Origin of the sequence: Streptomyces ortus (genome assembly GCF_026341275.1) — a bacterium.
GTDB classification, from domain to species: domain Bacteria; phylum Actinomycetota; class Actinomycetes; order Streptomycetales; family Streptomycetaceae; genus Streptomyces; species Streptomyces ortus.
The window spans coordinates 1,763,070-1,785,578 of sequence record NZ_JAIFZO010000002.1 but is presented as its reverse complement, the minus strand read 5'-3'; the positions used below and the strand labels follow the sequence as shown (position 1 = coordinate 1,785,578).

The window sequence follows — 22,509 nt, the reverse complement described above, 5'->3', positions numbered from 1 at the left end:
TTCACCGGCCGGAGAATTCCTCCGGCCGATCGTCGATCCCTCAGTCGACGCCGACCTGAAGTTCCTTCACGCCGTTGATCCAGGCGGAGCGCAGTCGGCGCGGGTCGCCCGCCAGGTGCACCCCGGGCATCGCGTCGGCGATCGCGTTGAAGATGAGGTCGATCTCCAGGGTGGCCAGGGACTTGCCGAGGCAGAAGTGCGGGCCGCCGCCCCCGAAGCCCAGATGCGGGTTCGGGTCGCGGTGGACGTCGAAGACCTCCGGCGTGTCGAAGACCTCCGGGTCGTTGTTGGCGGACGAGTAGAAGAGGCCGACGCGGTCGCCCTTCCTGATCTGCTTGCCGCCCAGTTCGGTGTCCTGGGTCGCGGTGCGCTGGAAGGCGACGATGGGGGTGGCCCAGCGGACGATCTCCTCCGCGGCGGTCGCCGGGCGCTCCCGCTTGTAGAGGTCCCACTGGTCGGGGTGGGTGAGGAAGGCGTGCATGCCGTGCGTGATGGCGTTACGGGTCGTCTCGTTGCCGGCGACGGCCAGCATCAGGACGAAGAAGCCGAACTCGTCGGAGGCGAGGTTGCCCTCGTCCTCGGCGGCCACCAGCGTGGTGACGATGTCCTTGGCGGGGCACTGCTTGCGGTCGGCCGACATGTTCATCGCGTAGGCGAGGATCTCGGTGGCGGCCTCCTGGCCGATCGCCTCGGTGATCGCGTACTCCGGGTCGTCGTACGCGATCATCTTGTTGGACCAGTCGAAGATCTTGGCGCGGTCCTCCTGCGGGATGCCGATGAGTTCCGCGATCGCCTGGAGGGGCAGCTCGCTGGCGACCTCGGTGACGAAGTCGAAGGAGCCGCCGGGGCCGGCGTTCGCGAGGGCGGTCGCCACGATCCGGGTCGCGCGGCCGTGCAGGTTCTCCTCCAGGGCGCGGATGGCACGCGGGGTGAAGCCGCGCTGGACGATCTGGCGGACCCGGGTGTGCTCGGGCGGGTCCATGTTGAGCAGGATCAGCCGCTGGGCGTCGATCGCGTCCCGCTCCATGTGCGGGCCGAAGCGGATGATCGCGGTGTTGAGCGTGGAGGAGAACAACTCCGGGTGCGTGGAAACGTACTTGACGTCGGCGTGCCGGGTGACGGCCCAGTAGCCCCCGTCCTGGAAACCGGCGACGTTGGCCGGCTGCGGGATCCAGCGCACCGGTTCGGCCTGACGCAGCTCGGCGAACTCCGGGAGGGGCACGCGGTGGTGCAGCAGATCGGGATCGGTGAAATCGAACCCGTCGGGCAGCGCTGGACAGGGCATCGGCAACTCCAGGTCGTGAAGTCCAGGTCGTACGACGGTCGTGTTCTGACGGTCCATCAGGCACCGGGAATTGCCGTGAAGGTAGTAACGGGTTCTACAAGAGGCAAGAGGTGCGGCACCGCGAATCTCGATGGATGCTCCGTTTCCCCGCGGGGTCCGTTTCTGTGCGCAGTCGGTGCGGATCGCGACTTCGGCAGCTGCACGACCCTTGCGGTGACGGACGCCGGGTCAGCAGACTGCACACAGAACTAGAACGCGTACTAGTTCAGCGTGGCGGGTGGGCCGGGACGCCCGCGCCGCGCGGGTGACCCGAGGAGAGGAACTCCCCATGGCCGCGGAACCCGTGATCGTCGAAGCCGTACGCACCCCCATCGGCAAGCGCGGCGGCGCGCTCGCCCATCTGCATCCCGCCTATCTGCTGGGCGAGACCTACCGTGAACTCCTCGGCCGTACCGGCATCCAGGCGGACTGCGTCGAGCAGATCGTCGGCGGCACGGTGACGCACGCCGGCGAGCAGTCCATGAACCCCGCCCGCACGGCCTGGCTGACGATGGGACTGCCGTACGAGACGGCGGCGACCACGGTCGACTGCCAGTGCGGCTCCTCGCAGCAGGCCTCGCACATGGTGGCCAACATGGTCGCGGCCGGAGTGATCGACGTCGGCATCTCGTGCGGCGTGGAGGCCATGTCGCGGGTGCCGCTGGGCTCCGGGTCCAAGCACGGGCCGGGAAAACCGTTCCCCGACGAGTCGAACGTGGACCTGCCGAACCAGTTCGAGGCGGCGGAGCGGATCGCGCGCCACCGCGGACTGACGCGCACGGACGTGGACGCGCTGGGGCTCCTCTCCCAGGAACGCGCGGCCGTCGCGTGGTCCGAGGAACGCTTCAAACGCGAGACGTTCGCCGTCCAGGTGCCCACGACCGAGGACGAGCAGCGGGCCGGGCAGGGCATGTGGCGGCTCGTCGACCGCGACGAGGGCCTGCGGGACACGTCCATGGAGGCCTTGGCGAAACTGAAGCCGGTCATGCCCACGGCCATCCACACGGCGGGCAACTCCTCCCAGATCAGCGACGGCGCCAGCGCGATCATGTGGGCGTCGAAGCGGATGGCGAAGGCGCTGAAGCTGCGCCCCCGCGCCCGGATCGTGGCCCAGGCACTGGTCGGCTCCGACCCGCACTTCCACCTCGACGGACCGATCGACGCGACGAAGGCCGTCCTGGGCAAGGCCGGGATGTCCTTGAAGGACATCGACATCGTCGAGATCAACGAGGCCTTCGCCTCCGTGGTGCTGAGCTGGACCCGGGTCTTCGAGCAGGACCTGGCGAAGGTGAACGTGAACGGGGGCGCGATCGCGCTCGGCCACCCGGTCGGGGCGACAGGGGCGCGGCTCATCATCACGGCACTCCACGAACTGGAGCGCAGGGACAAGGAGTTCGCGCTCATCGTGATGTGCGCGGGTGGGGCGCTGTCGACGGGGACGATCATCCAACGGCTCTGATCCGGGACACGCCACCCGGAGGGCGTCGGTCGACGGACGGATGTGCGACGACGGGACCACAGGACGACAGGACCGCATGGGGCGCGGGACCTAGTGCTGGATTCCTCTTTCACTGGGTATATGTCCTGGTGGCGGGGTAGTTGAGGGTGCTCGGGGGCGGGTGCTGGGCGATGGTTTTATGGGCACGACCGGAGCGTGACGAGGACGAACGGGCCGTCGTCCGGCGCCTGTCACGGGCACGGAAGGCTCCGCGGGATGCGGTGATGCGGGCCCGGATGATCGAGCTGAGCTGGTCGGGGCTGCGGGTGCCGGCGATCGCCGTGGAGCTGGACTGCAGCCAGAAAACGGTCCGCTGCTGGCTGCACCGCTTCAACCGATCGGGCCTGCAGGGACTCGATGATCTGGGCGGGCAGGGCCGCAGACGACGCATCACCGAGCAGGAACGATCCCGGATCATCTCCCTGGTCAAGACCGTGCCGCCGGGGCGACTGCGGTGGGAACCCGTCGGAGAACTGTGGGCCTTCGACGAGTCCGGGCCGGCCGAGTGGACACTGGATTCTCTGGCCGCGGCCGCGCGGGCCGAGAGGATCGAGGTAGGCCGCTCACAGGTGCGCCGTATCCTGCTCGCCGAGGGCGTGCGCTGGCGCCGCACCCGGTCCTGGATGCGGTCGAAGGACCCGGACTTCGTCCCAAAAGGACAAGGATCATCGGCCTCTACACCCACCCGCCCGACGACGCGACGGTGATCTGCGCCGACGAGCTGGGGCCAGTGATCCCCCGGACCTTCCCGCCCGCACCCGCCTGGTCACCCGACGGACGCCGGATCAAAGCCGAGCTCGATTACAGCCGTGGGCCCGAGAAAACCTGGGTCTACGGGGCTTTACGCGTCCGGGACGGCCAGCAGATCACCATGACCGCTTCCTCCCGTAACAGCGTCTTCTACCAGCGGTTTCTGCAACAGGTCGAGGACGCCAACCCGACCGGGGAGATCTGGATCGTCACCGACAACTTGTCCAGCCACAACAGCCTGTCCACCCGGACCTGGCTCGAGGAACATCCCCGCATCCACCACTCTTTCATCCCCGTCGGCGCGTGCTGGCTCAACCTCCAGGAAGGCTGGTGGCGCATCTTCCGCAAGGCCGCCCTCGCCGGCCGGTCGTTCGCCAACCCCGACGACATCGCCCAGGCCACGACCCTCGCAACCGACCAACTCAACTCCCGTGCACGTCCCTGGGTTTGGGGCAGAGCGGCACCACCAACCCGCTCTCTACGACGCCGCTATGTGTACCTTCTTTGAGGAATCCAGCACTAGGTCCCGCGCCCCATGCGGTCCGCCGGCCCGCTGGCTACCTTTGACGACCATGCACAGCACGGGAGTTGACCGCCGCGGCACGCGGGAGCGCAGGCGCGACACACTGGAACGGCTCGAAGCGGAACGGGACGTCTGGGTGTCGACAGCCCATCCGGAACGCGGGCCGCACCAGGTGCCGCTGTGGTTCCGGTGGGACGGACGGGCGGTCTGGATGTGCACCGGCGCGGCGTCGGTGACCGCGCGGAACCTCCGTACGGAGCCCCGGGTGCGCCTCGCGCTGCCGGACACCTTCGATGTGGTGCTGCTCCAGGGCGAGGCGGAGTGCTTCCCCGGCGAGCGGGTGCCCCCGGACGCGGCGGAGGGGTTCGCCGCCAAGTTCGGCTGGGACCCGCGCGCCGAGGAGGGGTCCTTCGTGTACGTGTGCGTGGTGCCGAAGACCGTGCGCGCCTGGCGCGGTGAGCCGGAACTGCGCGGCAGGGTCATCATGCGTGACGGGACGTGGCTGTGAGGACGCCCACGGCGTCCGGCGTGCCGCTCGGCGCACGGCGAAGGCGGCGGCCCGGGGATCGGGGCCGCCGCCTTCGCGTACGGGGGGTGGTGCGGGGGGTTCTGCGGAGGTGTCGTGCTCAGGTGGCGTGCGGGGCGGCTCAGTACCAGCCGTTCGCCTGCCAGAAGTTCCAGGCGCCGACCGGGCTGCCGTAGCGGGAGTTCATGTAGTCGAGGCCCCACTTGATCTGGGTCTTCGCGCTCGTCTTCCAGTCGGAGCCCGCGGAGGACATCTTCGACGCGGGCAGGGCCTGGACCAGGCCGTAGGCGCCGGAGGAGGAGTTCGTGGCGTCGACGTCCCAGCCGCTCTCGTGCTCGACGATCTTCGAGAACGCCTTGTACTGGGCGTCGTCGTGGATCATCTTCTGCGCGATCGTCTTGGCCGACGCGGAGGAGGCCACCGTGGGGGCCGCGGCCTGGGCGGGGCCCGCCGCGAACACCATGCCGGCGGTGGCGGCGGCCACGGCGGCGCCGGTGAGGGCCTTCTTCGGGGTGGCGACGAGACGGATGCGGGTGGAGAAGGACACAGGGAACCTTTTCTTCGGGGACGGGGCGGTCGCTCGTACGCCCTGACGTCAGCCCTGGCATGCGGCGGCGCCGAGGCCCTGGGGGGCACGTCGGCGCCTTGCGACTCCACCAATGAACCAGGTCGGGAGAGCGTCCGCAATGACCCCTTTTGCTAGTTGTGGTCGTATCCGCTGCAAAAGGTCCTTCTGTGACGTGGCTCTCAAACCGCAGGTCAGGGACGGTGAGGCCGTGGGCATGACAAGAGCGATCGGCCACGATCGCCGGTAGTAGAGGACCAAGGTCCTGTGGGACGCCTCACGAGGTGGGCACCGTGTGCGTGACAGCACGTAGTTGCGCTTTCTACAGTGTGCGGCCGGGTGATGTGACGGGCGCCGCATCCTCGTCGCCACCGCGATCGCGACCGGGGTCCCCGAACGTGACCGGCGTCTCGAAAGCCGCCCTGCGCGTGGCCCGGCGGAGTGCTCTGAGGACCGTCGCGCCGAGCGTGAGGGTCAGGACGACCGTCACCGTCGCCCGGCCCAGGTCCCAGCCGAGCGACGTGGCCAGGCAGTACGCGACGAACCGGGCCAGGTTGGCGTGCACGGCGTCATGCGCGTCGAAGGCCACGCTCGACGACAGCGCGTCCATGAAGGGCCACCCCGCCAGATTCATGAACGTGCCGTACGCGAAGGCCGCCAGGAAGCCGTACGCGGCCAGCATCGCCAGCTCACCCCGGCCCCGCAGCCGGTCCGGACCCGGCAGCAGCCCCGCGCCCATCGTGAACCAGCCCATGGACAGCATCTGGAACGGCATCCACGGCCCGACCCCGCCGGTGAGCAGCGCGGACGCGAACATCGTGACCGACCCCAGCACGAAGCCGAACCCCGGCCCCAGCACCCGCCCGCTCAGCACCATCAGGAAGAACATCGGCTCGATGCCCGCCGTACCGGCCCCGATCGGCCGCAGCGCGGCACCGGTCGCGGCCAGCACCCCGAGCATGGCGACGGCCTTGGGCCCGAGCCCCGACTCGGAGATCGTCGCGGCGACGACACCGACCAGCAGCACGAGCAGCCCCGCGAACAGCCACGGCGCGTCCTTCGCGTGGGCGCCCACCTGCGAGGTCGGCCCGCTGAAGAAGGGCCAGGTCAGCGCGGCGAGCCCGAGGGCACCGACCAGGACGAGCGCGGCGACGGAACGGGGGCCGAGCCGGATGGGGCGGGCCTGGCGCCGGGCCGGGGGACGGTCGCTCATGAAGGACCGCCTCCCGCCGCACCGGACGCGCTCAGCGCCTCGCGCACCTGCGAGACCGTCAGCCACTTCTGCGGGGAGAGGACCTTGGTGACCTGCGGCGCGAAGGACGGGGAGGCGACGACGACCTCGGCCGTCGGGCCGTCGGCGACGGGTTCGCCGTCCGCGAGGATGACGACCCGGTGCGAGAGTTCGGCGGCCAGCTCCACGTCATGGGTGGCCAGGACGATGGCGTGTCCCTCGGCCGCGAGCGCCCGCAACAGCGTGACCAGGCGGGACTTGGCCGCGTAGTCGAGGCCGCGGGTCGGCTCGTCGAGGAGGATCAGGGGCGGCCGGGCGGTCAGCACGACCGCCAGCGCGAGGGTGAGCCGCTGCCCCTCCGACAGGTCACGCGGATGCGTGTCGTCCGCGATGCCCGGCAGCAGCTCGGACACCAGGGTCCGGCAGGTGCCCACCTCGGCCCCCGCGTCCGCGTCCGCCGCCGCGCACTCCCCGGCCACCGTGTCCGCGTACAGCAGATCCCGGGGCTCCTGCGGTACGAGGCCGACGTGCCGGACGAGGTCACCGGGTGCCGTGCGATGGGGCTGGAGCCCGCCCACGCGGACCGAACCCGCCGAAGGGGGGACGAGGCCGACGAGGGCGGACAGCAGCGTCGACTTGCCCGCGCCGTTGCGGCCCATGAGCGCGACGGTCTCGCCGGGGGCGACGGACAGGGTGACGTCGTGCAGCACTTCGGTGCGGCCACGGCGGACGGCGAGGCCGGTGACCACCGCCGGACGGGCGGTGGCGGGGGGTGCCTCGGACGGGCGCCGGCGGAAGAGCCGCGACCGGCGGGCGTGCGCCGCACCGCTCTCCGCGGCGGGCGGCGGGGGCACGGGGACCGGGGTGCCCGGTCGCTCGTACGGGATCGTCTCCAGGCGGTTCCGCAGGGGGGCCGCTTTGCGGCGGGCGTCCCTGACCGTGAGGGGCAGTGGGGACCATCCGCCGAGCCGGCCCAGGGCCACCACCGGTGGGAACACCGGTGACACGGCCATGACCTCGGCCGGTGTGCCCAGCAGCAAGGGGGCGCCGGGGGAGGGGAGGAGGGCGACCCGGTCGGCGTACTGCACGACGCGTTCCAGGCGGTGTTCGGCCATCAGGACCGTCGTGCCGAGGTCGTGCACGAGGCGCTGGAGGACGGCGAGGACCTCTTCCGCGGCAGCCGGGTCGAGGGCAGAGGTCGGCTCGTCGAGGACCAGGACCTCGGGGTGCGGGGTGAGGACCGAGCCGATCGCGACGCGCTGCTGCTGTCCGCCGGAGAGCGTGGCGATGGGGCGGTCGCGCAGGTCGGCGAGGCCGAGCAGGTCAAGGGTCTCCTCGACGCGGCGGCGCATCACGTCCGGCGCGAGGCCCAACGACTCCATGCCGTAGGCGAGTTCGTCCTCGACCGTGTCCGTGACGAAGTGCGAGAGCGGGTCCTGGCCCACCGTGCCGACCACGTCCGCGAGTTCGCGGGGTTTGTGCGTGCGCGTGTCACGGCCCGCGACCGTCACGCGTCCGCGCAGGGTGCCGCCCGTGAAGTGCGGCACCAGTCCGCTCACCGCCCCGAGCAGCGTCGACTTGCCGACGCCGGAGGGGCCGACCAGCAACACCAACTCACCCTCTGGAACGGTGAGTTCGATATTGCGGACCGTGGGCCCCGGCGCCCCGTCGTACGTCACGGAGACATCCTCGAAGCGGATCATGAGGGCTCCTTGCCGGTGGTACGGATGCCCGAGGGGGCGGGTGCGGGGGCTGGGGCGACGAAGGCGGGGAGCAGGCCGAGCAGGACCGCCGCCGCGGGCCACAGCGGGAGCGTCGGCGCGGTGAGGGGGACGACACCGGGGTGCAGGGCCGCGTAGGCGGACGCGCCGGACGAGGCGTACAGGACGAGCAGTGCCGCGACGGCCGCACCGGACGCTGCGACCAGCCAGGCGCGTACGCCCCAGGTGTCCGGCCGGTACCGGGTGCGCAGCGAGCGGCGCCCGCCCAGCCACAGGCCGCCGAGGGCGGCGGCGAGTCCGGCGAGCAGCACCGGCAGACCGTAGGTGCCGCCCTCAGCGGTGAGCAGGCCGTACGTGCCCGCGCAGACCCCGACCAGACCGCCGAGGGTGAGGACGGCGGTGGTACGGCGCACTCCCGGGGGCACCTCGGCGGAACGGCCGTACCCGCGCGCGTCCATCGCCGCCGCGAGAGCCACCGAGCGCTCCAGCGCGCCCTCCAGGACCGGCAGTCCGACCTGGAGCAGCCCGCGCAGACCGTGGTCGGGACGGCCGCGCAGCCGCCGGGCCGCGCGCAGCCGCTGGACGTCGGCGATCAGGTTCGGGGCGAAGGTGAGGGCGACCACGACGGCGACGCCCGCCTCGTACAGGGCGCCCGGGAGGGATTTGAGGAGGCGGGCCGGGTTCGCGAGGGCGTTCGCGGCGCCCACGCAGATGAGGAGCGTGGCGAGTTTCAGGCCGTCGTAGAGGGCGAAGACCAGGCCCTCCGCGGTGACCCGGCCGCCGACGCGGATGCCCTGTGCCCAGTCGGGGAGGGGCAGTTCGGGGAGGGTGACGAGGGTGTGCGTGCCCGGAATCGGCGAGCCGAGCAGGACGGCGAAGGCCAGCCGGATGCCGAGCACGGCGAGCGCCAGTTTCACGAACGCGCCGTAGGAACGGGCCCAGGGAGCCTCCGTGCGGCGCGCCGCCACCACGTAACCGGCGACGCCGACGAGGAGGGCGAGGAGGAGCGGGTTGGTGGTGCGGGACGCGGCGGTCCCCAGGCCCAGGGCCCAGATCCACCAGGCGCCGGGGTGGATGGCGTTGGTACGGGTCGCGCGGGGGGCGCGCAGGCGCGTCCGGGCCACGCCGGCGCCGGCCGGTGCCCCGGCCGCGAGGCCGCCGACTCCGGCCCGAACGGCGCGCTCCGTGCGGCGGGCGACCGAGGGGGCCGCGGCGCTGCCCGCGCCGTCCGGGTGCCCGGCCGCGGGGGCGGGACCGCCGTCCTGGCCGGTGTTCTCGCCGGTGGTCATCGTCCGTGTCCCGCCGTCAGCCGCGACGGCGGCGGGCCTGCCAGAGCGCGCCCGCGCCCAGTACGGCCACGGCGGCGATCCCGGCCACCAGGCCTACCGACGGTCCCCCGTCCCCGTCCCCGCTCCCGGGTTCGCTCGCCCGGCGAGGCGTCGCGGAAGCCTCGGGGCGGTCGCCCGAGCCGGCGTCGCCCGACCCGGCCCCGTCCGACACCGCCTCGCCGCAGCCCGTGCGGGGGTAGCCCGCGATGGCGCACAGCAGGGCGTTCGTGTCGTAGCGCAGGGGCTCGGCGACGGCGGCGAGGGCGTCCGCTGTCGTCGCGTCCTCGTCGAGGCGGGCGCAGGCCGTACGCGGGCTCGGGTCCGGCGGTGCCGAACCGGCCGGCGCGTCGTCGGCCGTACCGAAGTCGAGGACGAGCGCGACCCGCTTGGCGCCCTCCCGAGCGGGCGTCTTCGCGCAGATCGCCGCGAAACCGCTCGGCCCGCGAGGCTTCGCCGAGTGCTTCGAGTCCTCGCTCACCGAGAACCGGAAACCCTGGACGTCGCCGTCGGACGGCCGCGCGGTCGACGGGCCCTGGGTCGCGTACACCCACGTACCGGCGGCATCGCGGTCCCAGAAGGACCAGTAGCGATAACCGACCGCCTGGGCCTGCCCCGCCGTGCCGACCACGGCGAGCAGGAGGCCCAGGACGAGCAGGGCGGGGCGGTGGCGGGTCACGGCTGCCGCTGCTTCTTGGTACGGCTGCTGAGGAGGAAGCCGACGCCGATGCCGCCGACCAGGCCGACCCCGACGATCCACCAGACGCTGACCCCGCCGTCCTCGTCGCTCGCCTCGTTCTGAGCGTCCTTGCCGTCCTTGCCGTCCTCGGCGGCGGGTTCGGCCGCCGGGCCCGTGGCGCCCAGCTGCTTCACGAGGTCGGCGCCGCCGAAGTCGCGCGGGTCGGTCCCCGTGGCGTGCGCCGCGAAGATCAGCTGTGCGTACGCGGCCGGACCGCTCTCCGCCGCCCAGGAGCCGGAGTTCTTCTCCAGCCAGGCCAGCGGCTTCCCGGCGTCGGCCGGGCGGCCCGCCGCCGCGAGCGCGACGACCGTGTCGGCGGTGTTGCCGTAGTCGGGCTGCTTCTCGGCGCCCGCGAGGGCGGACTCCAGATGACCGGACCCGGCGACCGCGCCCACGAGGTACGCGGCGCCGTTGGCCGCCGCCTGCTCCGGGGTGGGGGAGTCGCCACCCTCGCACCCGGCGGCGCCGGAGGACGCGGGGGACCGCTCGTCGTCCTCGGGGTCCGTCACCAGGCCCTCGCCGAGCGTGCCGAGTACGCCCGCGGCGGTGGCGTCGGCGTTCGCCGCGAGCACGCCCTTCTTGTCGGGCTGGAAGGCGAAGGCGCCGCCGTCGTTCCCGCTGCCCTTGCCGCAGGGCAGAGCGAGAGCGAGGAGGGCGTCGTACGGGGTCCTGTCGTCCTTGGAGCGCAGGTCCTCGGTGTCGGTGTCCGCGGCCTCCAGCGCCCCGATCACGACGGACGTCGAGTTCGTGTCGCTCGCCCCGCCGGGGAGGTAGCCCCAGCCGCCGTCCTTGTTCTGCACGGACTTCAGCCACTTCACGGCCGCGGTCACGGCTGCCGCTCCCGCTTCGGTGTCGTCGGTGTCGAGCGCGGTCAGGGCCTGGAGCGCGGCGCCGGTGCTGTTCGTGTCGGTCTGCGTCCTGGCGTCGCACTTGGTGGCCGGGTCGGCGCGGTAGGCCGCGAAGCCGCCGTTCGCGCACTGCTGTCCGGTGAGCCAGTCGACGGCCTTCGCGGCGGGCCGCACGCCCGCGGTGTGCTGGGCGAGCAGCGCCAGCGACTGCCGCCAGACACCGTCGTACGTGGGGTCGGTGCTGCCGTACAGACCGGAGGGAAGCTTCGGGGACGGAGACGGGGACGGGGAAGCGGAGGGTGAGGCGTCGGCGAGGGCGGCCGGCGTGAACGCCGTGCCGATCACGGCGGTGGCGGCCAGTACCGCGGCGCTGCGGCGGACAAACATGATCGGCGGGTGCCTCTCTGTACTCGGCGGTGCGCCGACGGGGGTGCCCCTTCGGCCCTCCCGGTGCGGGAGGAGCCGGGCAGCCCGGAGCCCCGGGCGGCTCGGCTCCGTGTGCCTCGACGGTGCCGGTCACCGGCGGTCCCGGTGACGCGAGCCGGTCACGTTCCGTACGGGGCAGTCCGGCTTGCCGCCCGGCGGGAGCGGGGCGGCACACGGTTGCGGGTCAGCGCCGGATTTGCACCGGCTTCCCCCCGTACGAGTGTGATGACGACCCGCTCACTGTACCGGCCCGTAGGAATGCGGCTGCCGGGCGGCGGTGGGGGCCGGTCGCGCGGCTCCCCGTGTCCCTTACGGGGCCTTCTGGTGCGCCGGGGCCGGGGCGGGGACCTGGGTGGGCTGGCAGAGGACCAGGGCCAGGTCGTCCGTGGGGGGAGTGACCGTGTGGGAGACGAGGCGGGTGTACAGGGTGTCCAGGGCCTCGTCGGGGAGGGGGTCCCGCAGGGCGTGGGCCGCTTCCGTGAGGAGGGGGAAGAGCGTGCCGTCGGGAGCGCGTGCCTCGGTGAGACCGTCGGTGTAGAGGAGGAGGCGGTCGCCCGGCTGGAGGCGTACGCGGTACTGGAGGGGGTCGGGGCGCAGCCCCAACGGCAGCGCGGAGACCGCCGGTTCGAGCAGTTCCACTCGCTCGCCGGAGCGCAGCGGCGCGGGGTGGCCGCAGTTGACCAGCCGGACCTCGCCCGGCGCGAACTCCGCGAGGAGCGCGGTGACGAAGTCCTCCGGGCCCAGGTCGGGCGTGAGACGTGCGTCCAGGCCGGTGGCGAGGGACGGCAGGTCCGGCACGGTGTGGGCGAGTTCACGGAAACCGGCCACCGTCTCGGCGGTCAGCCGGATGGTCTCCAGGCCGTGTCCGCGCACGTCACCGACGAGGACCCGCAGGCCGAAGGGCGTCACGGCGACGTCGTACAGGTCCCCGCCGATCGCCGACTCGCGTACGGCGCAGTGGTAGCGCGTGGAGACGTGCGTGCCGGCGAGGTCGCGGGAGAGCGGTCGCACGATGGCCTCCTGCGTGATCCGCGCGACCTCGCGCACCTCGGCGAGCCGCGCGAGGAGCCGCTCCCGCTGCCGCGCGGCGTGCACGGTGAAACCGCAGCCGAGCACCAGCTGCGTGAGCGTGACGGCGGGCGAGACGTGGTCCAGCAGGAGCGCCGGGCCGGCAATGAGCACGCAGATCGCCGAAGGCGCGACGAGCCGTCCCTCCGAGAGCGTGCGGAGGTCGCCCGACGGGCCGCACCGGGGCGCTCGGCCGAGGTCGCGCAGGCGTCGCCACCGGCCGGGTCGCGTCTCCCTGGTGTCGCGGGTCATCCGCTCGTTCCGCCCTCTCCCCGCCCCTCACGACGGCCTTCGCGACGCCCTTCGCGCGACGGTCTCCGAATATCCCCTTCCGCTCCCGCACCGACAGGGAGTTGATCGGATCTCGACGCAATGTGTCCGCAAGTGACGGCGGGGGACCGAGTTCGTCCGCGGTGCGGGGGGACGGTTCGAAGTGGCCCGCCGACCGCGTCACACTGGCCGGGTTGCGCGATCCCGCGGGGCTCGCTCGTACGCCGTGCAGGAGACCGTGCGGAGGGGGCGTTGCCGTGCCGGAGAACACGACCGCCGGGGGGCGGGCGGGGAACCTGCCGCCCGAGACACGGAGTTTCGTCGGCAGACGACGGGAACTGGCCCGGCTCGACGCACTCCTGGACCCGGCCGCGCGGCCCGGACGCCTCGTGACACTCGTCGGGACCGGCGGTGTCGGCAAGACACGGCTCGCCCTGAACGCCGCCCGCCGCGCCTCCCACCGGTACCCGGACGGCGTCTGGTTCGCCGAACTCTCGCCGCTGCGCGCCCAGGGCCTGGTGGGCTTCGCCGTCGTGGAGGCGCTGCGGCTCGCCGACCGGTCGACGTCCCCGGTGACCGAGGTCCTCGCCGACTGGCTGGCGGACAAGAAGGCGCTGATCGTCCTCGACTCCTGCGAACACGTGCTCCCCGGCTGCGCCGACCTCGTCCGCGCCCTGCTGCCCGCCGCGCCCGGCCTGCGGTTCCTGGCGACCAGCCGGGAACACCTCGGCCATCCGTGCGAACTGCGCCTGCGGATCGACCCGCTGCCGCTGGGAGACGGAGAGGGCGCGCGCACTGGGGGAGGACCGCCCGGTGACGCGCTCGACCTGTTCGCCCAGCGGGCCGCCGAGGCCCGGGCCGGCTTCGTGCTCGACGAGGACACGGCCGGGCCGGCCGCCGCCGTCTGCCGACGGCTGGAGGGCATTCCGCTGGCCATCGAACTGGCCGCCGCCCGTCTCGGCGAACTCTCCCTCGGCGAACTCGACGAACGGCTCGGTGAGCGGCTGCCGTCCCCGCTCGACCTCCTCGCGGCGGGACTCGACGAGGGACCGCTGCGGCACCGCACCCTGCGCACGGCCATCGGCTGGAGCCATGAACTGTGCGCCCCGCTGGAGAGGCTGCTGTGGGCGAGGCTCTCCGTGTTCACCGGCGGCTTCGACCTGGCCGCCGCCGAGAACGTCTGCTCGGGCGGCCCCCTGCCCGCCGGGCGGATCGCGGCCCTGCTCGAACGGCTCGTCGAGCAGTCGATCGTGCTGCGCTACCGCACGGACCCCCGGCGCTTCCAACTCCTCGACAGCGTCCGGGACTACGGCGGCGACTGGCTGCGCGCACTCGGCGAGGAGCGCACCCTGCGACTGCGTCACCTCGACCACTACCGCGGCCTCGCGCGCGGCGGCTGCACGGAGTGGAACACCGGCCGCCAACTGCTGTGGTGCGAGCGCGTGATCACCGAACACGCCAATCTCCGTACCGCCATGGACTGCGCGCTGTCCGAGCGCGACGCCCCCACCGCCCTGCGTACGGCGGCCGACATCGGCTTCCTGTGGCGCCACTGCGGCTATCTGCGGGAGGCCCGGCACTGTCTCGACCAGGTGCTCACCACCGATCCGGCGCCCGGCCCCGACCTCGTACGGGCCCTGTGGGCGAGGGCCGCGGTCGCCCTCCTCCAGGGCGACCTGGACTGCGCCGAACGCTGGGCGGCGGTGTGCACGGCGGCGGCCGTGGAACAGGGCGACGCGGTGGCGGTCGTCGGCGCCGCGTACGTCACCGGCGGGCATCTGCTCCTGCGCGGGCGGCTCGGTGAGGCGCTGGTGGTCCTGGAGGGGGCCGACCTGCTTCCGGTCCGCGACGACTGGCTGGGCTCGGCGCAGCTCCAGGTGCGGCTCGCGGTCTGCCTGGTCCACCTGCTGAGCGGGGACTTCACCGGCGCCAGGGCGGTCGCCGAGGAGGTCCGCGCGGAGAGCGCACGGCGCGGCGAGCGGTGGGCGGGCGCCTTCGCGGACTGCTTTCTCGCGCAGGCCGACCTGGCCGAGGGCGACCTTCCGGCGGCGACGCGCAATGCCCGTACGGCCGTTGTCGGGCACTCGCTGCTGAACAGCACGCTCGGGGTCGCCCTCACCCTGGACGTCCTGGCCGACGCGGTCGTGGCGACGGGTGACGGGCCACGCGCGACCCGCCTCCTCGCCATCGGCCAGCGCATCTGGGAACGCCTCGGCAGCGCGCAGATGCAGTCACCGGACCTGATGTCCGCCCGCCGCGCCCGGGAGGACCTGGTCCACGAGAAGCTCGGGTCCGAGGCCTACGCGCGGGCGTACGAGGAGGGGCTGGCCATGTCGTACGAGCGGGGCATCGCCTACGCGGTGGAGGACGTCCGGGACAGCTGACGTGCCGTCAGACCGCTCTGTAAGTCACCGGATCGCTGCCCGGTACCTGCTCCGCGCGGCCCAGCTTCACCAGGCGGCGCAGATGGGCCTCCGCCTCCGAGACGGCGATGTTCCGGGAGCCGTACGGGATGTCGGCCCAGGGGCGGTTCCACTCCATCCGCCGGGCGACCTGCCACACGGTGAGCGGGGTGGCGAGGAGTGTGCGGAGACCGGTGAGGCGTTCCTCGTGGTGGTCCAGCAACTCCCTTACGCGGGAGGGGGCGTCGGTGAAGGCGTGCAGATGGGCCGGGAGCACCTCGGCCGGTCGGAGGTTTCCGATCCGCTCCAGGGAGTCGAGGTAGTCGCCGAGCGGATCGGGCTCGCTGTCGTCGTCCGGGTCCTCGTACAGCCCGATGTGGGGGGTGATCCGCGGCAGGAGGTGGTCCCCGGAGAACAGCCGGCCGTTGCCCGGCAGTTGGGCCGGATGGCGCTCCTCCAGGTGGAGGCAGACATGGCCGGGGGTGTGGCCCGGGGTCCAGATCGCGCGCAGACGCCGGCCGGCGAGGTCCAGGAGCTCACCGGGGACGATCTCCCGGTCGGGGAGGGCGGGGGAGAGGCCGGGGAGCCGGGAGCGGGCGGTGCGCAGCGGGGCCACATGCTCCTCGGGCGCGCCCGCGGCGGTCAGCTTGTCCGCCATGTACGTGAACCAGCGGCCGGGCCTGGTCTCCCGGGTCCGCCGCACGATGGCGATGTCGGCGGCGTGCATGGCCACCCACGCGCCCGACGCCTCGCGCACCTTGGCCGACAGGCCGTGGTGGTCGGGGTGGTGGTGGGTGATCACCACGCCGTGGACCTCCCCGACGGCGGTCCCGCAGGCCGTCAGGCCCTCGGCGAGTGCGTCCCAGGAGGCCGGATCGTCCCAGCCGGTGTCGATCAGCACCGGCCCGCGGTCGGTGTCCACGACGTACACGAGGGTGTGCCCGAGCGGGTTGTCCGGGATGGGGACCTCGACGGACCGTACGCCCCCGCCGTGATCGGTCACCTGTGGCATGGGCTCCCCTGTCGCCGACTCCCGACTTGCGGCCACTATAACTAGAACCCGTTCTTATGGGAGTGCTGTGCGCTCCGTGGACTCCTCCAAGGGGAACTGGTATCAGTTCCAGTGTCTGATGCACCGTCAGGAGTTGTCCTCGCAGCCCCCGGAGAGGCAGTCGGCCATGACCGAACTCGTGGAACACGCAGAGCTGTTCATCGGCGGCGAGCTGACCGCTCCCCATGGACGGGACGTCATCGAGGTGGTCTCCCCGCACACCGAGGAGGTCATCGGCCGGGTGCCGCACGCCGCCCGGGAGGACGTCGACCAGGCCGTCGCGGCGGCGCGCACCGCCTTCGACGAGGGGCCCTGGCCGCGGATGTCCCTCGACGAGCGCGTCGAGGTGGTCACCCGGATCAAGGACGCGATCGCCGTACGCCACGAGGAGATCGCCCGGGTCATCTCCTCCGAGAACGGCTCCCCCTACTCCTGGAGCGTCCTCGCGCAGGCGCTCGGCGCGATGATGGTGTGGGACGCGGCGATCACGGTCGCACGGGACTTCACGTACGAAGAGACACGTGACGGGGTGCTCGGGAAGATCCTCGTACGGCGTGAGCCGGTCGGGGTCGTCGCGGCCGTCGTCCCCTGGAACGTGCCGCAGTTCGTGGCGGCGGCCAAGCTCGCCCCCGCCCTGCTGACCGGTTGCACGGTCGTCCTCAAGCCGTCGCCCGAGTCGCCGCTGGACGCGTACATCCTCGGCGAGATCGCCAAGGAGGCCGGGCTGCCGGAAGGGGTCCTGTCGATCCTGCCGGCGGACCGCGAGGTCAGCGAGTACCTGGTCGGGCATCCCGGCATCGACAAGGTCTCCTTCACGGGGTCGGTCGGAGCGGGCCGGCGCGTCATGGAGGTCGCCTCGCGCAACCTCACCCGGGTGACGCTGGAACTGGGCGGGAAGTCGGCGGCGGTGGTCCTGCCGGACGCGGACATCGGGACCGCGGTGCCCGGGATCGTCTCGGCGGCCTGGATGAACAACGGCCAGGCGTGCGTCGCCCAGACCCGCATCCTGCTGCCGCGCTCGCGCTACGACGAGTTCGCGGAGGCGTTCGCGGCGGCGGCGAACGCGCTGGTGGTCGGCGACCCGCTGGATCCCGCGACGCAGGTCGGACCGCTGGTCGCGCGGCGGCAGCGGCAGCGCAGCCTCGACTACATCCGCATCGGGCAGGAGGAGGGCGCCAAGATCCTCACCGGGGGCGGGCGGCCGGCGGGTCTGGACCGGGGCTGGTACGTCGAGCCGACGCTCTTCGGCGACGTCGACAACTCCATGCGGATCGCCCGCGAGGAGATCTTCGGGCCGGTGATCTGCCTCCTCCCGTACGGGGACGAGGCGGAGGCGGTGAAGATCGCCAACGACTCCGACTACGGGCTGAGCGGGAGTGTGTGGACGGGGGACGTGGCGCGGGGGATCGAGGTTGCGCGGCAGGTGCGGACCGGCACGTACTCGGTGAACACGTTCAGCCTCGACATGCTCGGGCCGTTCGGCGGCTACAAGAACTCGGGGCTGGGGCGGGAGTTCGGGCCCGAGGGGTACGGGGAGTACCTGGAGCACAAGATGATCCATCTGCCGGCCGGGTGGGAGGCCTGAGGATGGGGGATCGCTGGCATGTGGAGGTCGACCGGTCGCTGTGCATCGGGTCGGCCCAGTGCACGCATGTCGCCCCGGCGGCGTTTCGCCTCGACTCGGCGATGCAGTCACATCCTGTGGAGCCGGAGGGGGATGCGGGCGAGAAGGTTCTGGAGGCGGCGGAGGGGTGTCCGGTGGAGGCGATCATGATCACGGTGGTGGGGAGCGGGGAGGGGGTGTTTCCTCCGGAGGAGTGAGGGGGCCTCGCGGCGCGGTGGGGGGGATGGGCAGGTGCGGGCCCGCCATGGTTGCCCGCGCCGTTCCCCGCGCCCCTTTAAAGACTGCGCTGTTCCCCGCGCCCCTTGGGAGTTGGGGGGAGGTGGGATGGCAGGTGCGGGCGGGTCGGGGGTGCCCGCGCAGTTCCCCGCGCCCCTTAAAGCATGGGTGCGGGCCCGCCAAGGTTGCCCGCGCCGTTCCCCGCGTCCCTCAGAGGCTGTGCCGTTCCCCGTGCCCCTTGACCGCTGCGGGGGATGTCAGGTCGATCAGCTGGCAGACCGTTTCTATGTCTATCTTGACCTGGGCGATCGATGCGCGGCCGGAGAGCCAGGTGATCAGGGCCGAGTGCCAGGTGTGCTCGATCACGCGGACGGCGGAGAGCTGGGCCGGGGTCGGGTCGTCGAGGCCCATCGCGTCCAGGATGATCACCGTCGTCTGCCGGGACACCTGGTCGACCTCCGGACTGACACTCCGGTCGGCGAACGTGAGCGCGCGGACCATCGCGTCCGCGAGATGCGGCTCCCGCTGCAGCGCGCGGAACGCCCGCATCAGCGTCTCCGCCACCCGCTCCGCCGCCGTGTCCCCCGACGGCGGCTTCTTGCGCAGCGTGCCGTGCATATGGGCCAGCTGGTCCTGCATGGTCGCGACCAGCAGATGCACCTTCGACGGGAAGTAGCGGTAGAGCGTGCCCAGGGCCACCTGGGACGACTCCGCGACCTCCCGCATCTGTACCGCGTCGAAACCGCCCCGGCTCGCCAGCTGCGCGCTCGCGTGCAGGATCCGCCGCCGGCGCGCCTCCTGGCGCTCGGTGAGCGGAGGAGTGACCGGCTGCGCGGCCCGTACGGGCGGCTGCGCGGCCTTCGCCGCAGTCTTGGCTTCCGCAGGCATGGATCCCGTTCCGTGACGTTCGTACAACAGAGGGCTTCGTACAACAGAGGGCCGTGGGTCGGGCGGGGGCGGGTCGGGCGACAGCAGAGTAGAGGTCCCGCCGTGGCGTGAATCACCCGATCCACCGCTCACAGGAGGGCTACCTGCCGGTAGATTCAGTGCTCCCTGAACGATCAAGTCTGAAACTTGTTCTAGATTACCGTCCCGAAGTAATCTCGCGGGAACGTGCTGGAAGAAGGGGGCCGAGAGTGACCCATGAGGCCAGGGAGGCAGGCCTCCACGCGGGCTCGGCCGCCGACGCCGACCGACCGCTGCGCATCGCGCTCCTCACCTACAAAGGGAACCCGTTCTGCGGCGGCCAGGGTGTCTACGTACGGCACCTCTCGCGCGAACTCGCCCGGCTGGGCCACCACGTCGAGGTGATCGGCTCACAGCCCTACCCGGTGCTCGACGAGGGCGAGGGCCTGGACGGACTCACCCTCACCGAACTGCCCAGTCTCGACCTGTACCGCTCGCCCGACCCCTTCCGTACGCCGAAGCGGGACGAGTTCCGCGACTGGATCGACGCGGTCGAGGTCGGCACGATGTGGACCGGGGGCTTTCCCGAACCGCTGACGTTCTCGCTGCGCGCCCGCCGCCATCTGCGCGCCCGCCGCGGCGACTTCGACGTCGTGCACGACAACCAGACGCTGGGGTACGGGCTGCTGGGGGACGTGGGCGCGCCGCTGGTCACCACCATCCACCACCCCATCACCGTGGACCGTCAGTTGGAGCTGGACGTCGCCGGGAGCCGCCGCAAGCGGGCGTCCGTGCGCCGCTGGTACGCGTTCACGCGCATGCAGAAGCGGGTGGCGCGCAGGCTGCCGTCCGTGCTCACCGTCTCCGGTACGTCCCGCCAGGAGATCGTCGACCACCTCGGCGTACGCGACGAGCGGATCCACGTCGTCCACATCGGCGCCGACGCCGAGCTGTTCTCGCCCGATCCGGCCGTGCCGAAGGTGCCGGGCCGGATCGTCACCACCTCCAGCGCCGACGTCCCCCTCAAGGGGCTCGTCTACCTCGTCGAGGCGCTGGCCAAGGTCCGCACCGAGCACCCCGCCGCCCACCTCGTCGTGGTCGGCCGACGGGCCGAGGACGGGCCGGTCGCCCAGCTCATCGAGCGGTACGGGCTCGAAGACGCCGTGGAGTTCGTGAAGGGCATCCCGGACGCGGAACTCGTCGACCTCGTGCGGTCCGCCGAGGTGGCCTGCGTGCCCTCCCTGTACGAGGGTTTCTCGCTGCCCGCCGCCGAGGCGATGGCCACGGGTACGCCGCTGGTGGCCACCACCGGCGGAGCCATCCCCGAGGTCGCGGGGCCCGACGGGGAGACCTGCCTGGCCGTTCCGCCCGGCGACGCGGGGGCGCTGGCCGTCGGCCTGAGCAGGGTGTTGGGCGACCCGGGCCTGCGCGAGCGGCTCGGCGCGGCCGGGCGGGCCCGCGTACTGGAGAAGTTCACCTGGGCCCGCGCGGCGGAGGGCACGGTGGCCCGCTACCGCGAGGCGATCGCCCACGCCCACCGCTCCGCGACGGCGACGCACAGCCCCGACCGCTCCGCGCCCCGGACTCCCGGCCACTCCGCGGCCCCACAGGCCACCCCCGTGAACACCCCCGTGGACACCCCTCACCGTGAAAGCAGGACCACGTGCTGACCGTCGACTTCTCTCGGTTTCCGCTCGCCCCGGGGGACCGCGTGCTGGATCTCGGATGCGGGGCCGGACGCCACGCCTTCGAGTGCTACCGGCGCGGCGCCCAGGTCGTCGCGCTGGACCAGAACGGCGAGGAGATCCGCGAGGTCGCCAAGTGGTTCGCCGCGATGAAGGAGGCGGGCGAGGCACCCGAGGGCGCCACCGCCACCGCGATGGAGGGCGACGCGCTGCGGCTGCCCTTCCCCGACGAGTCGTTCGACGTCGTCATCATCTCCGAGGTGATGGAACACATCCCGGACGACAAGGGCGTGCTCGCCGAGATGGTCCGGGTCCTCAGGCCAGGCGGACGGATAGCGATCACCGTGCCGCGCTACGGGCCCGAGAAGGTCTGCTGGTCGCTGTCGGACGCGTACCACGAGGTCGAGGGCGGGCACATCCGCATCTACAAGGCGGACGAACTGCTCGGCAAGATCCGTGAGGCGGGCCTGCGGCCGTACGGCTCGCACCACGCCCACGCCCTGCACAGCCCCTACTGGTGGCTGAAGTGCGCGTTCGGCGTCGACAACGACAAGGCGCTGCCGGTACGGGCGTACCACAAGCTCCTCGTCTGGGACATCATGAAGAAGCCCCTCGCGACCCGGGTCGCCGAGCAGGCGCTCAACCCGCTGATCGGCAAGAGCTTCGTGGCGTACGCGACCAAGCCGCACCTGCCCGCCGCCACCCTCACGGACGCTTCGTGACGACTCCGCGCACCGAACACCTCGTCCTGGCAGGGGTGCTCACCGCGGAAGAGGCCGCCCAGACCGTCCGGGGCATCCTGGCCGTGCAGCGCGCGGACGGCGCCATCCCGTGGTTCCGCGGCCACCACCTCGACCCGTGGGACCACACCGAGGCCGCCATGGCCCTGGACGCGGCCGGCGAGCACGAGGCCGCCGCGCGGGCGTACGCGTGGCTGGCCCGCCACCAGAACGAGGACGGCTCCTGGTACGCGGCCTACGCGGACGGCGACGCGGACGACGTCACCGACCGCGGGCGCGAGACCAACTTCTGTGCGTACATCGCCGTCGGGGTGTGGCACCACTACCTGGCGACCGGCGACGACACCTTCCTCGACCGCATGTGGCCGGCTGTGTTCGCGGCGGTGGAGTTCGTCCTCGGACTCCAGCTGCCCGGCGGCCAGATCGGCTGGAAGCGCGAGGACGACGGCACGGCCGTCAACGACGCGCTGCTGACCGGGAGTTCGTCCGTCCACCACGCGCTGCGCTGCGCGCTGGCCATCGCCGAGGAACGCGAAGAGCCGCAGCCCGACTGGGAGTTGGCGGTGGGCGCGCTGCGCCACGCGATCCGCCGGCACCCCGAGCGGTTCCTCGACAAGGACCGCTACTCGATGGACTGGTACTACCCGGTGCTGGGCGGTGCGCTCACCGGCGCCGAGGCGAAGGAGCGCGTCGAGCGGGACTGGGACCGGTTCGTGGTCCCGGGGCTCGGGGTGCGCTGCGTGGTGCCCAACCCCTGGGTGACGGGCGGCGAATCGGCCGAACTCGCCCTGGCCCTGTGGGCCGTGGGCGAGTCCGACCGCGCGCTGGAGATACTGCAGTCGATCCAGCACCTGCGCGACCCGGCGACGGGCCTGTACTGGACCGGCTATGTCTTCGACTCACGGGCGATCTGGCCGGAGGAGCTCACCTCGTGGACGGCGGGCTCCCTGCTCCTCGCCGTGGCCGCACTGGGCGGTGACGAGGCGACCTGCGCGGTCTTCGGCGGCGACCGCCTGCCGTTCGGACTGGACCCCGACTGCTGCCGGTAGCGGACCCGACCGCTGCCGGACG

Annotated in this window: 20 protein-coding genes; 10 read left to right on the top strand and 10 right to left on the bottom strand. The window is 72.4% G+C overall.

The window, feature by feature from the left end; genetic code table 11:
• Positions 1-40: 40 nt before the first annotated feature.
• Positions 41-1,285, bottom strand: coding sequence for a cytochrome P450 (locus tag K3769_RS11195; RefSeq protein WP_267026287.1), 1,245 nt, complete (start codon positions 1,283-1,285; stop codon positions 41-43).
• Positions 1,286-1,613: 328 nt separating this feature from the next.
• Between K3769_RS11195 and K3769_RS11190 the strand changes: the two genes are divergently transcribed.
• The 4 genes from K3769_RS11190 to K3769_RS11175 all read left to right on the top strand — a co-directional run bounded on the left by K3769_RS11190 (position 1,614) and on the right by K3769_RS11175 (position 4,603).
• Positions 1,614-2,783 carry a steroid 3-ketoacyl-CoA thiolase gene (locus K3769_RS11190; RefSeq protein ID WP_267026286.1) on the top strand — a complete coding sequence of 390 codons (1,170 nt, stop codon included), beginning with the start codon at positions 1,614-1,616 and terminating at the stop codon, positions 2,781-2,783.
• Positions 2,784-3,046: 263 nt separating this feature from the next.
• Positions 3,047-3,529, top strand: a complete 483-nt coding sequence (locus K3769_RS11185) for a helix-turn-helix domain-containing protein (RefSeq protein ID WP_267026285.1) — start codon at positions 3,047-3,049, stop codon at positions 3,527-3,529.
• Positions 3,526-4,080 carry a transposase gene (locus K3769_RS11180; RefSeq protein ID WP_267026284.1) on the top strand — a complete coding sequence of 185 codons (555 nt, stop codon included), beginning with the start codon at positions 3,526-3,528 and terminating at the stop codon, positions 4,078-4,080. Before K3769_RS11185 ends, K3769_RS11180 begins: the two co-directional genes overlap by 4 nt.
• A gap of 64 nt (positions 4,081-4,144) precedes the next feature.
• Entirely contained in the window at positions 4,145-4,603 is a 459-nt protein-coding gene (locus K3769_RS11175) for a pyridoxamine 5'-phosphate oxidase family protein (RefSeq protein WP_267026283.1), read from the top strand.
• A gap of 139 nt (positions 4,604-4,742) precedes the next feature.
• On the opposite strand, the gene K3769_RS11170 is transcribed toward K3769_RS11175, so the two are convergent.
• From K3769_RS11170 to K3769_RS11140, 7 genes are all read right to left on the bottom strand, one after another.
• Complete coding sequence (locus tag K3769_RS11170; RefSeq protein ID WP_267026282.1) at positions 4,743-5,168, bottom strand: aggregation-promoting factor C-terminal-like domain-containing protein; 426 nt, start codon at positions 5,166-5,168, stop codon at positions 4,743-4,745.
• 340 nt (positions 5,169-5,508) lie between these two features.
• Positions 5,509-6,399, bottom strand: a complete 891-nt coding sequence (locus K3769_RS11165; protein WP_267026281.1) for an ECF transporter S component — start codon at positions 6,397-6,399, stop codon at positions 5,509-5,511.
• Positions 6,396-8,120 (bottom strand): ABC transporter ATP-binding protein, encoded by a 1,725-nt coding sequence (locus tag K3769_RS11160; protein ID WP_267026280.1) that lies wholly within the window; start codon positions 8,118-8,120, stop codon positions 6,396-6,398. The genes K3769_RS11165 and K3769_RS11160 overlap by 4 nt, the downstream gene beginning before the upstream one ends.
• Positions 8,117-9,427, bottom strand: coding sequence for an energy-coupling factor transporter transmembrane component T (locus K3769_RS11155; protein WP_267026279.1), 1,311 nt, complete (start codon positions 9,425-9,427; stop codon positions 8,117-8,119). The genes K3769_RS11160 and K3769_RS11155 overlap by 4 nt, the downstream gene beginning before the upstream one ends.
• Before the next feature lie 16 nt (positions 9,428-9,443).
• A complete protein-coding gene (locus K3769_RS11150; protein WP_267026278.1) occupies positions 9,444-10,142 on the bottom strand; it encodes an SCO2322 family protein in 699 nt (232 codons plus the stop codon).
• Complete coding sequence (locus K3769_RS11145; protein WP_267026277.1) at positions 10,139-11,437, bottom strand: SCO2321 family membrane protein; 1,299 nt, start codon at positions 11,435-11,437, stop codon at positions 10,139-10,141. Before K3769_RS11145 ends, K3769_RS11150 begins: the two co-directional genes overlap by 4 nt.
• A 348-nt stretch (positions 11,438-11,785) precedes the next feature.
• The gene (locus tag K3769_RS11140; RefSeq protein ID WP_267026276.1) at positions 11,786-12,796 is read right to left on the bottom strand and encodes a PP2C family protein-serine/threonine phosphatase; all 1,011 of its coding nucleotides are present in this window, start codon (positions 12,794-12,796) and stop codon (positions 11,786-11,788) included.
• A 275-nt stretch (positions 12,797-13,071) separates the two neighbouring features.
• On the opposite strand from K3769_RS11140, the gene K3769_RS11135 reads away from it, so the two are divergent.
• Positions 13,072-15,198, top strand: a complete 2,127-nt coding sequence (locus K3769_RS11135; protein WP_267026275.1) for an ATP-binding protein — start codon at positions 13,072-13,074, stop codon at positions 15,196-15,198.
• 7 nt (positions 15,199-15,205) lie between these two features.
• Here the strand turns inward: K3769_RS11135 and K3769_RS11130 are convergent, their stop codons facing one another.
• A complete protein-coding gene (locus tag K3769_RS11130; protein ID WP_267026274.1) occupies positions 15,206-16,228 on the bottom strand; it encodes a Strvi_7410 family MBL fold metallo-hydrolase in 1,023 nt (340 codons plus the stop codon).
• Positions 16,229-16,394: 166 nt separating this feature from the next.
• On the opposite strand from K3769_RS11130, the gene K3769_RS11125 reads away from it, so the two are divergent.
• Positions 16,395-17,852, top strand: coding sequence for an aldehyde dehydrogenase (locus tag K3769_RS11125; protein ID WP_267026273.1), 1,458 nt, complete (start codon positions 16,395-16,397; stop codon positions 17,850-17,852).
• 2 nt (positions 17,853-17,854) lie between these two features.
• A complete protein-coding gene (locus tag K3769_RS11120) occupies positions 17,855-18,088 on the top strand; it encodes a ferredoxin (protein WP_267026272.1) in 234 nt (77 codons plus the stop codon).
• Positions 18,089-18,317: 229 nt separating this feature from the next.
• Here the strand turns inward: K3769_RS11120 and K3769_RS11115 are convergent, their stop codons facing one another.
• Positions 18,318-18,995 carry a TetR family transcriptional regulator gene (locus tag K3769_RS11115; RefSeq protein ID WP_267026271.1) on the bottom strand — a complete coding sequence of 226 codons (678 nt, stop codon included), beginning with the start codon at positions 18,993-18,995 and terminating at the stop codon, positions 18,318-18,320.
• 248 nt (positions 18,996-19,243) lie between these two features.
• Here K3769_RS11115 and K3769_RS11110 point away from each other — a divergent pair, with 248 nt between their 5' ends.
• The 3 genes from K3769_RS11110 to K3769_RS11100 are packed head-to-tail and all read left to right on the top strand — an operon-like array spanning position 19,244 to position 22,487.
• Positions 19,244-20,683 (top strand): glycosyltransferase family 4 protein, encoded by a 1,440-nt coding sequence (locus K3769_RS11110; RefSeq protein WP_267026270.1) that lies wholly within the window; start codon positions 19,244-19,246, stop codon positions 20,681-20,683.
• Positions 20,677-21,420, top strand: a complete 744-nt coding sequence (locus K3769_RS11105) for a class I SAM-dependent methyltransferase (protein ID WP_267026269.1) — start codon at positions 20,677-20,679, stop codon at positions 21,418-21,420. Before K3769_RS11110 ends, K3769_RS11105 begins: the two co-directional genes overlap by 7 nt.
• Positions 21,417-22,487, top strand: a complete 1,071-nt coding sequence (locus tag K3769_RS11100; protein WP_267026268.1) for a glucosidase family protein — start codon at positions 21,417-21,419, stop codon at positions 22,485-22,487. The genes K3769_RS11105 and K3769_RS11100 overlap by 4 nt, the downstream gene beginning before the upstream one ends.
• The last annotated feature ends 22 nt before the right edge of the window (positions 22,488-22,509 follow it).

Coding starts and splice junctions, on each gene's coding strand:
- K3769_RS11145 (WP_267026277.1), bottom strand. CDS start 11,437: ATGTTTGTCCGCCGCAGCGCCGCGGTACTGGCCGCCACCGCCGTGATC.
- K3769_RS11115 (WP_267026271.1), bottom strand. CDS start 18,995: ATGCCTGCGGAAGCCAAGACTGCGGCGAAGGCCGCGCAGCCGCCCGTA.
- K3769_RS11125 (WP_267026273.1), top strand. CDS start 16,395: ATGACCGAACTCGTGGAACACGCAGAGCTGTTCATCGGCGGCGAGCTG.
- K3769_RS11185 (WP_267026285.1), top strand. CDS start 3,047: ATGCGGGCCCGGATGATCGAGCTGAGCTGGTCGGGGCTGCGGGTGCCG.
- K3769_RS11155 (WP_267026279.1), bottom strand. CDS start 9,427: ATGACCACCGGCGAGAACACCGGCCAGGACGGCGGTCCCGCCCCCGCG.
- K3769_RS11175 (WP_267026283.1), top strand. CDS start 4,145: ATGCACAGCACGGGAGTTGACCGCCGCGGCACGCGGGAGCGCAGGCGC.
- K3769_RS11165 (WP_267026281.1), bottom strand. CDS start 6,399: ATGAGCGACCGTCCCCCGGCCCGGCGCCAGGCCCGCCCCATCCGGCTC.
- K3769_RS11140 (WP_267026276.1), bottom strand. CDS start 12,796: ATGACCCGCGACACCAGGGAGACGCGACCCGGCCGGTGGCGACGCCTG.
- K3769_RS11190 (WP_267026286.1), top strand. CDS start 1,614: ATGGCCGCGGAACCCGTGATCGTCGAAGCCGTACGCACCCCCATCGGC.
- K3769_RS11160 (WP_267026280.1), bottom strand. CDS start 8,120: ATGATCCGCTTCGAGGATGTCTCCGTGACGTACGACGGGGCGCCGGGG.
- K3769_RS11120 (WP_267026272.1), top strand. CDS start 17,855: ATGGGGGATCGCTGGCATGTGGAGGTCGACCGGTCGCTGTGCATCGGG.
- K3769_RS11195 (WP_267026287.1), bottom strand. CDS start 1,285: ATGCCCTGTCCAGCGCTGCCCGACGGGTTCGATTTCACCGATCCCGAT.
- K3769_RS11130 (WP_267026274.1), bottom strand. CDS start 16,228: ATGCCACAGGTGACCGATCACGGCGGGGGCGTACGGTCCGTCGAGGTC.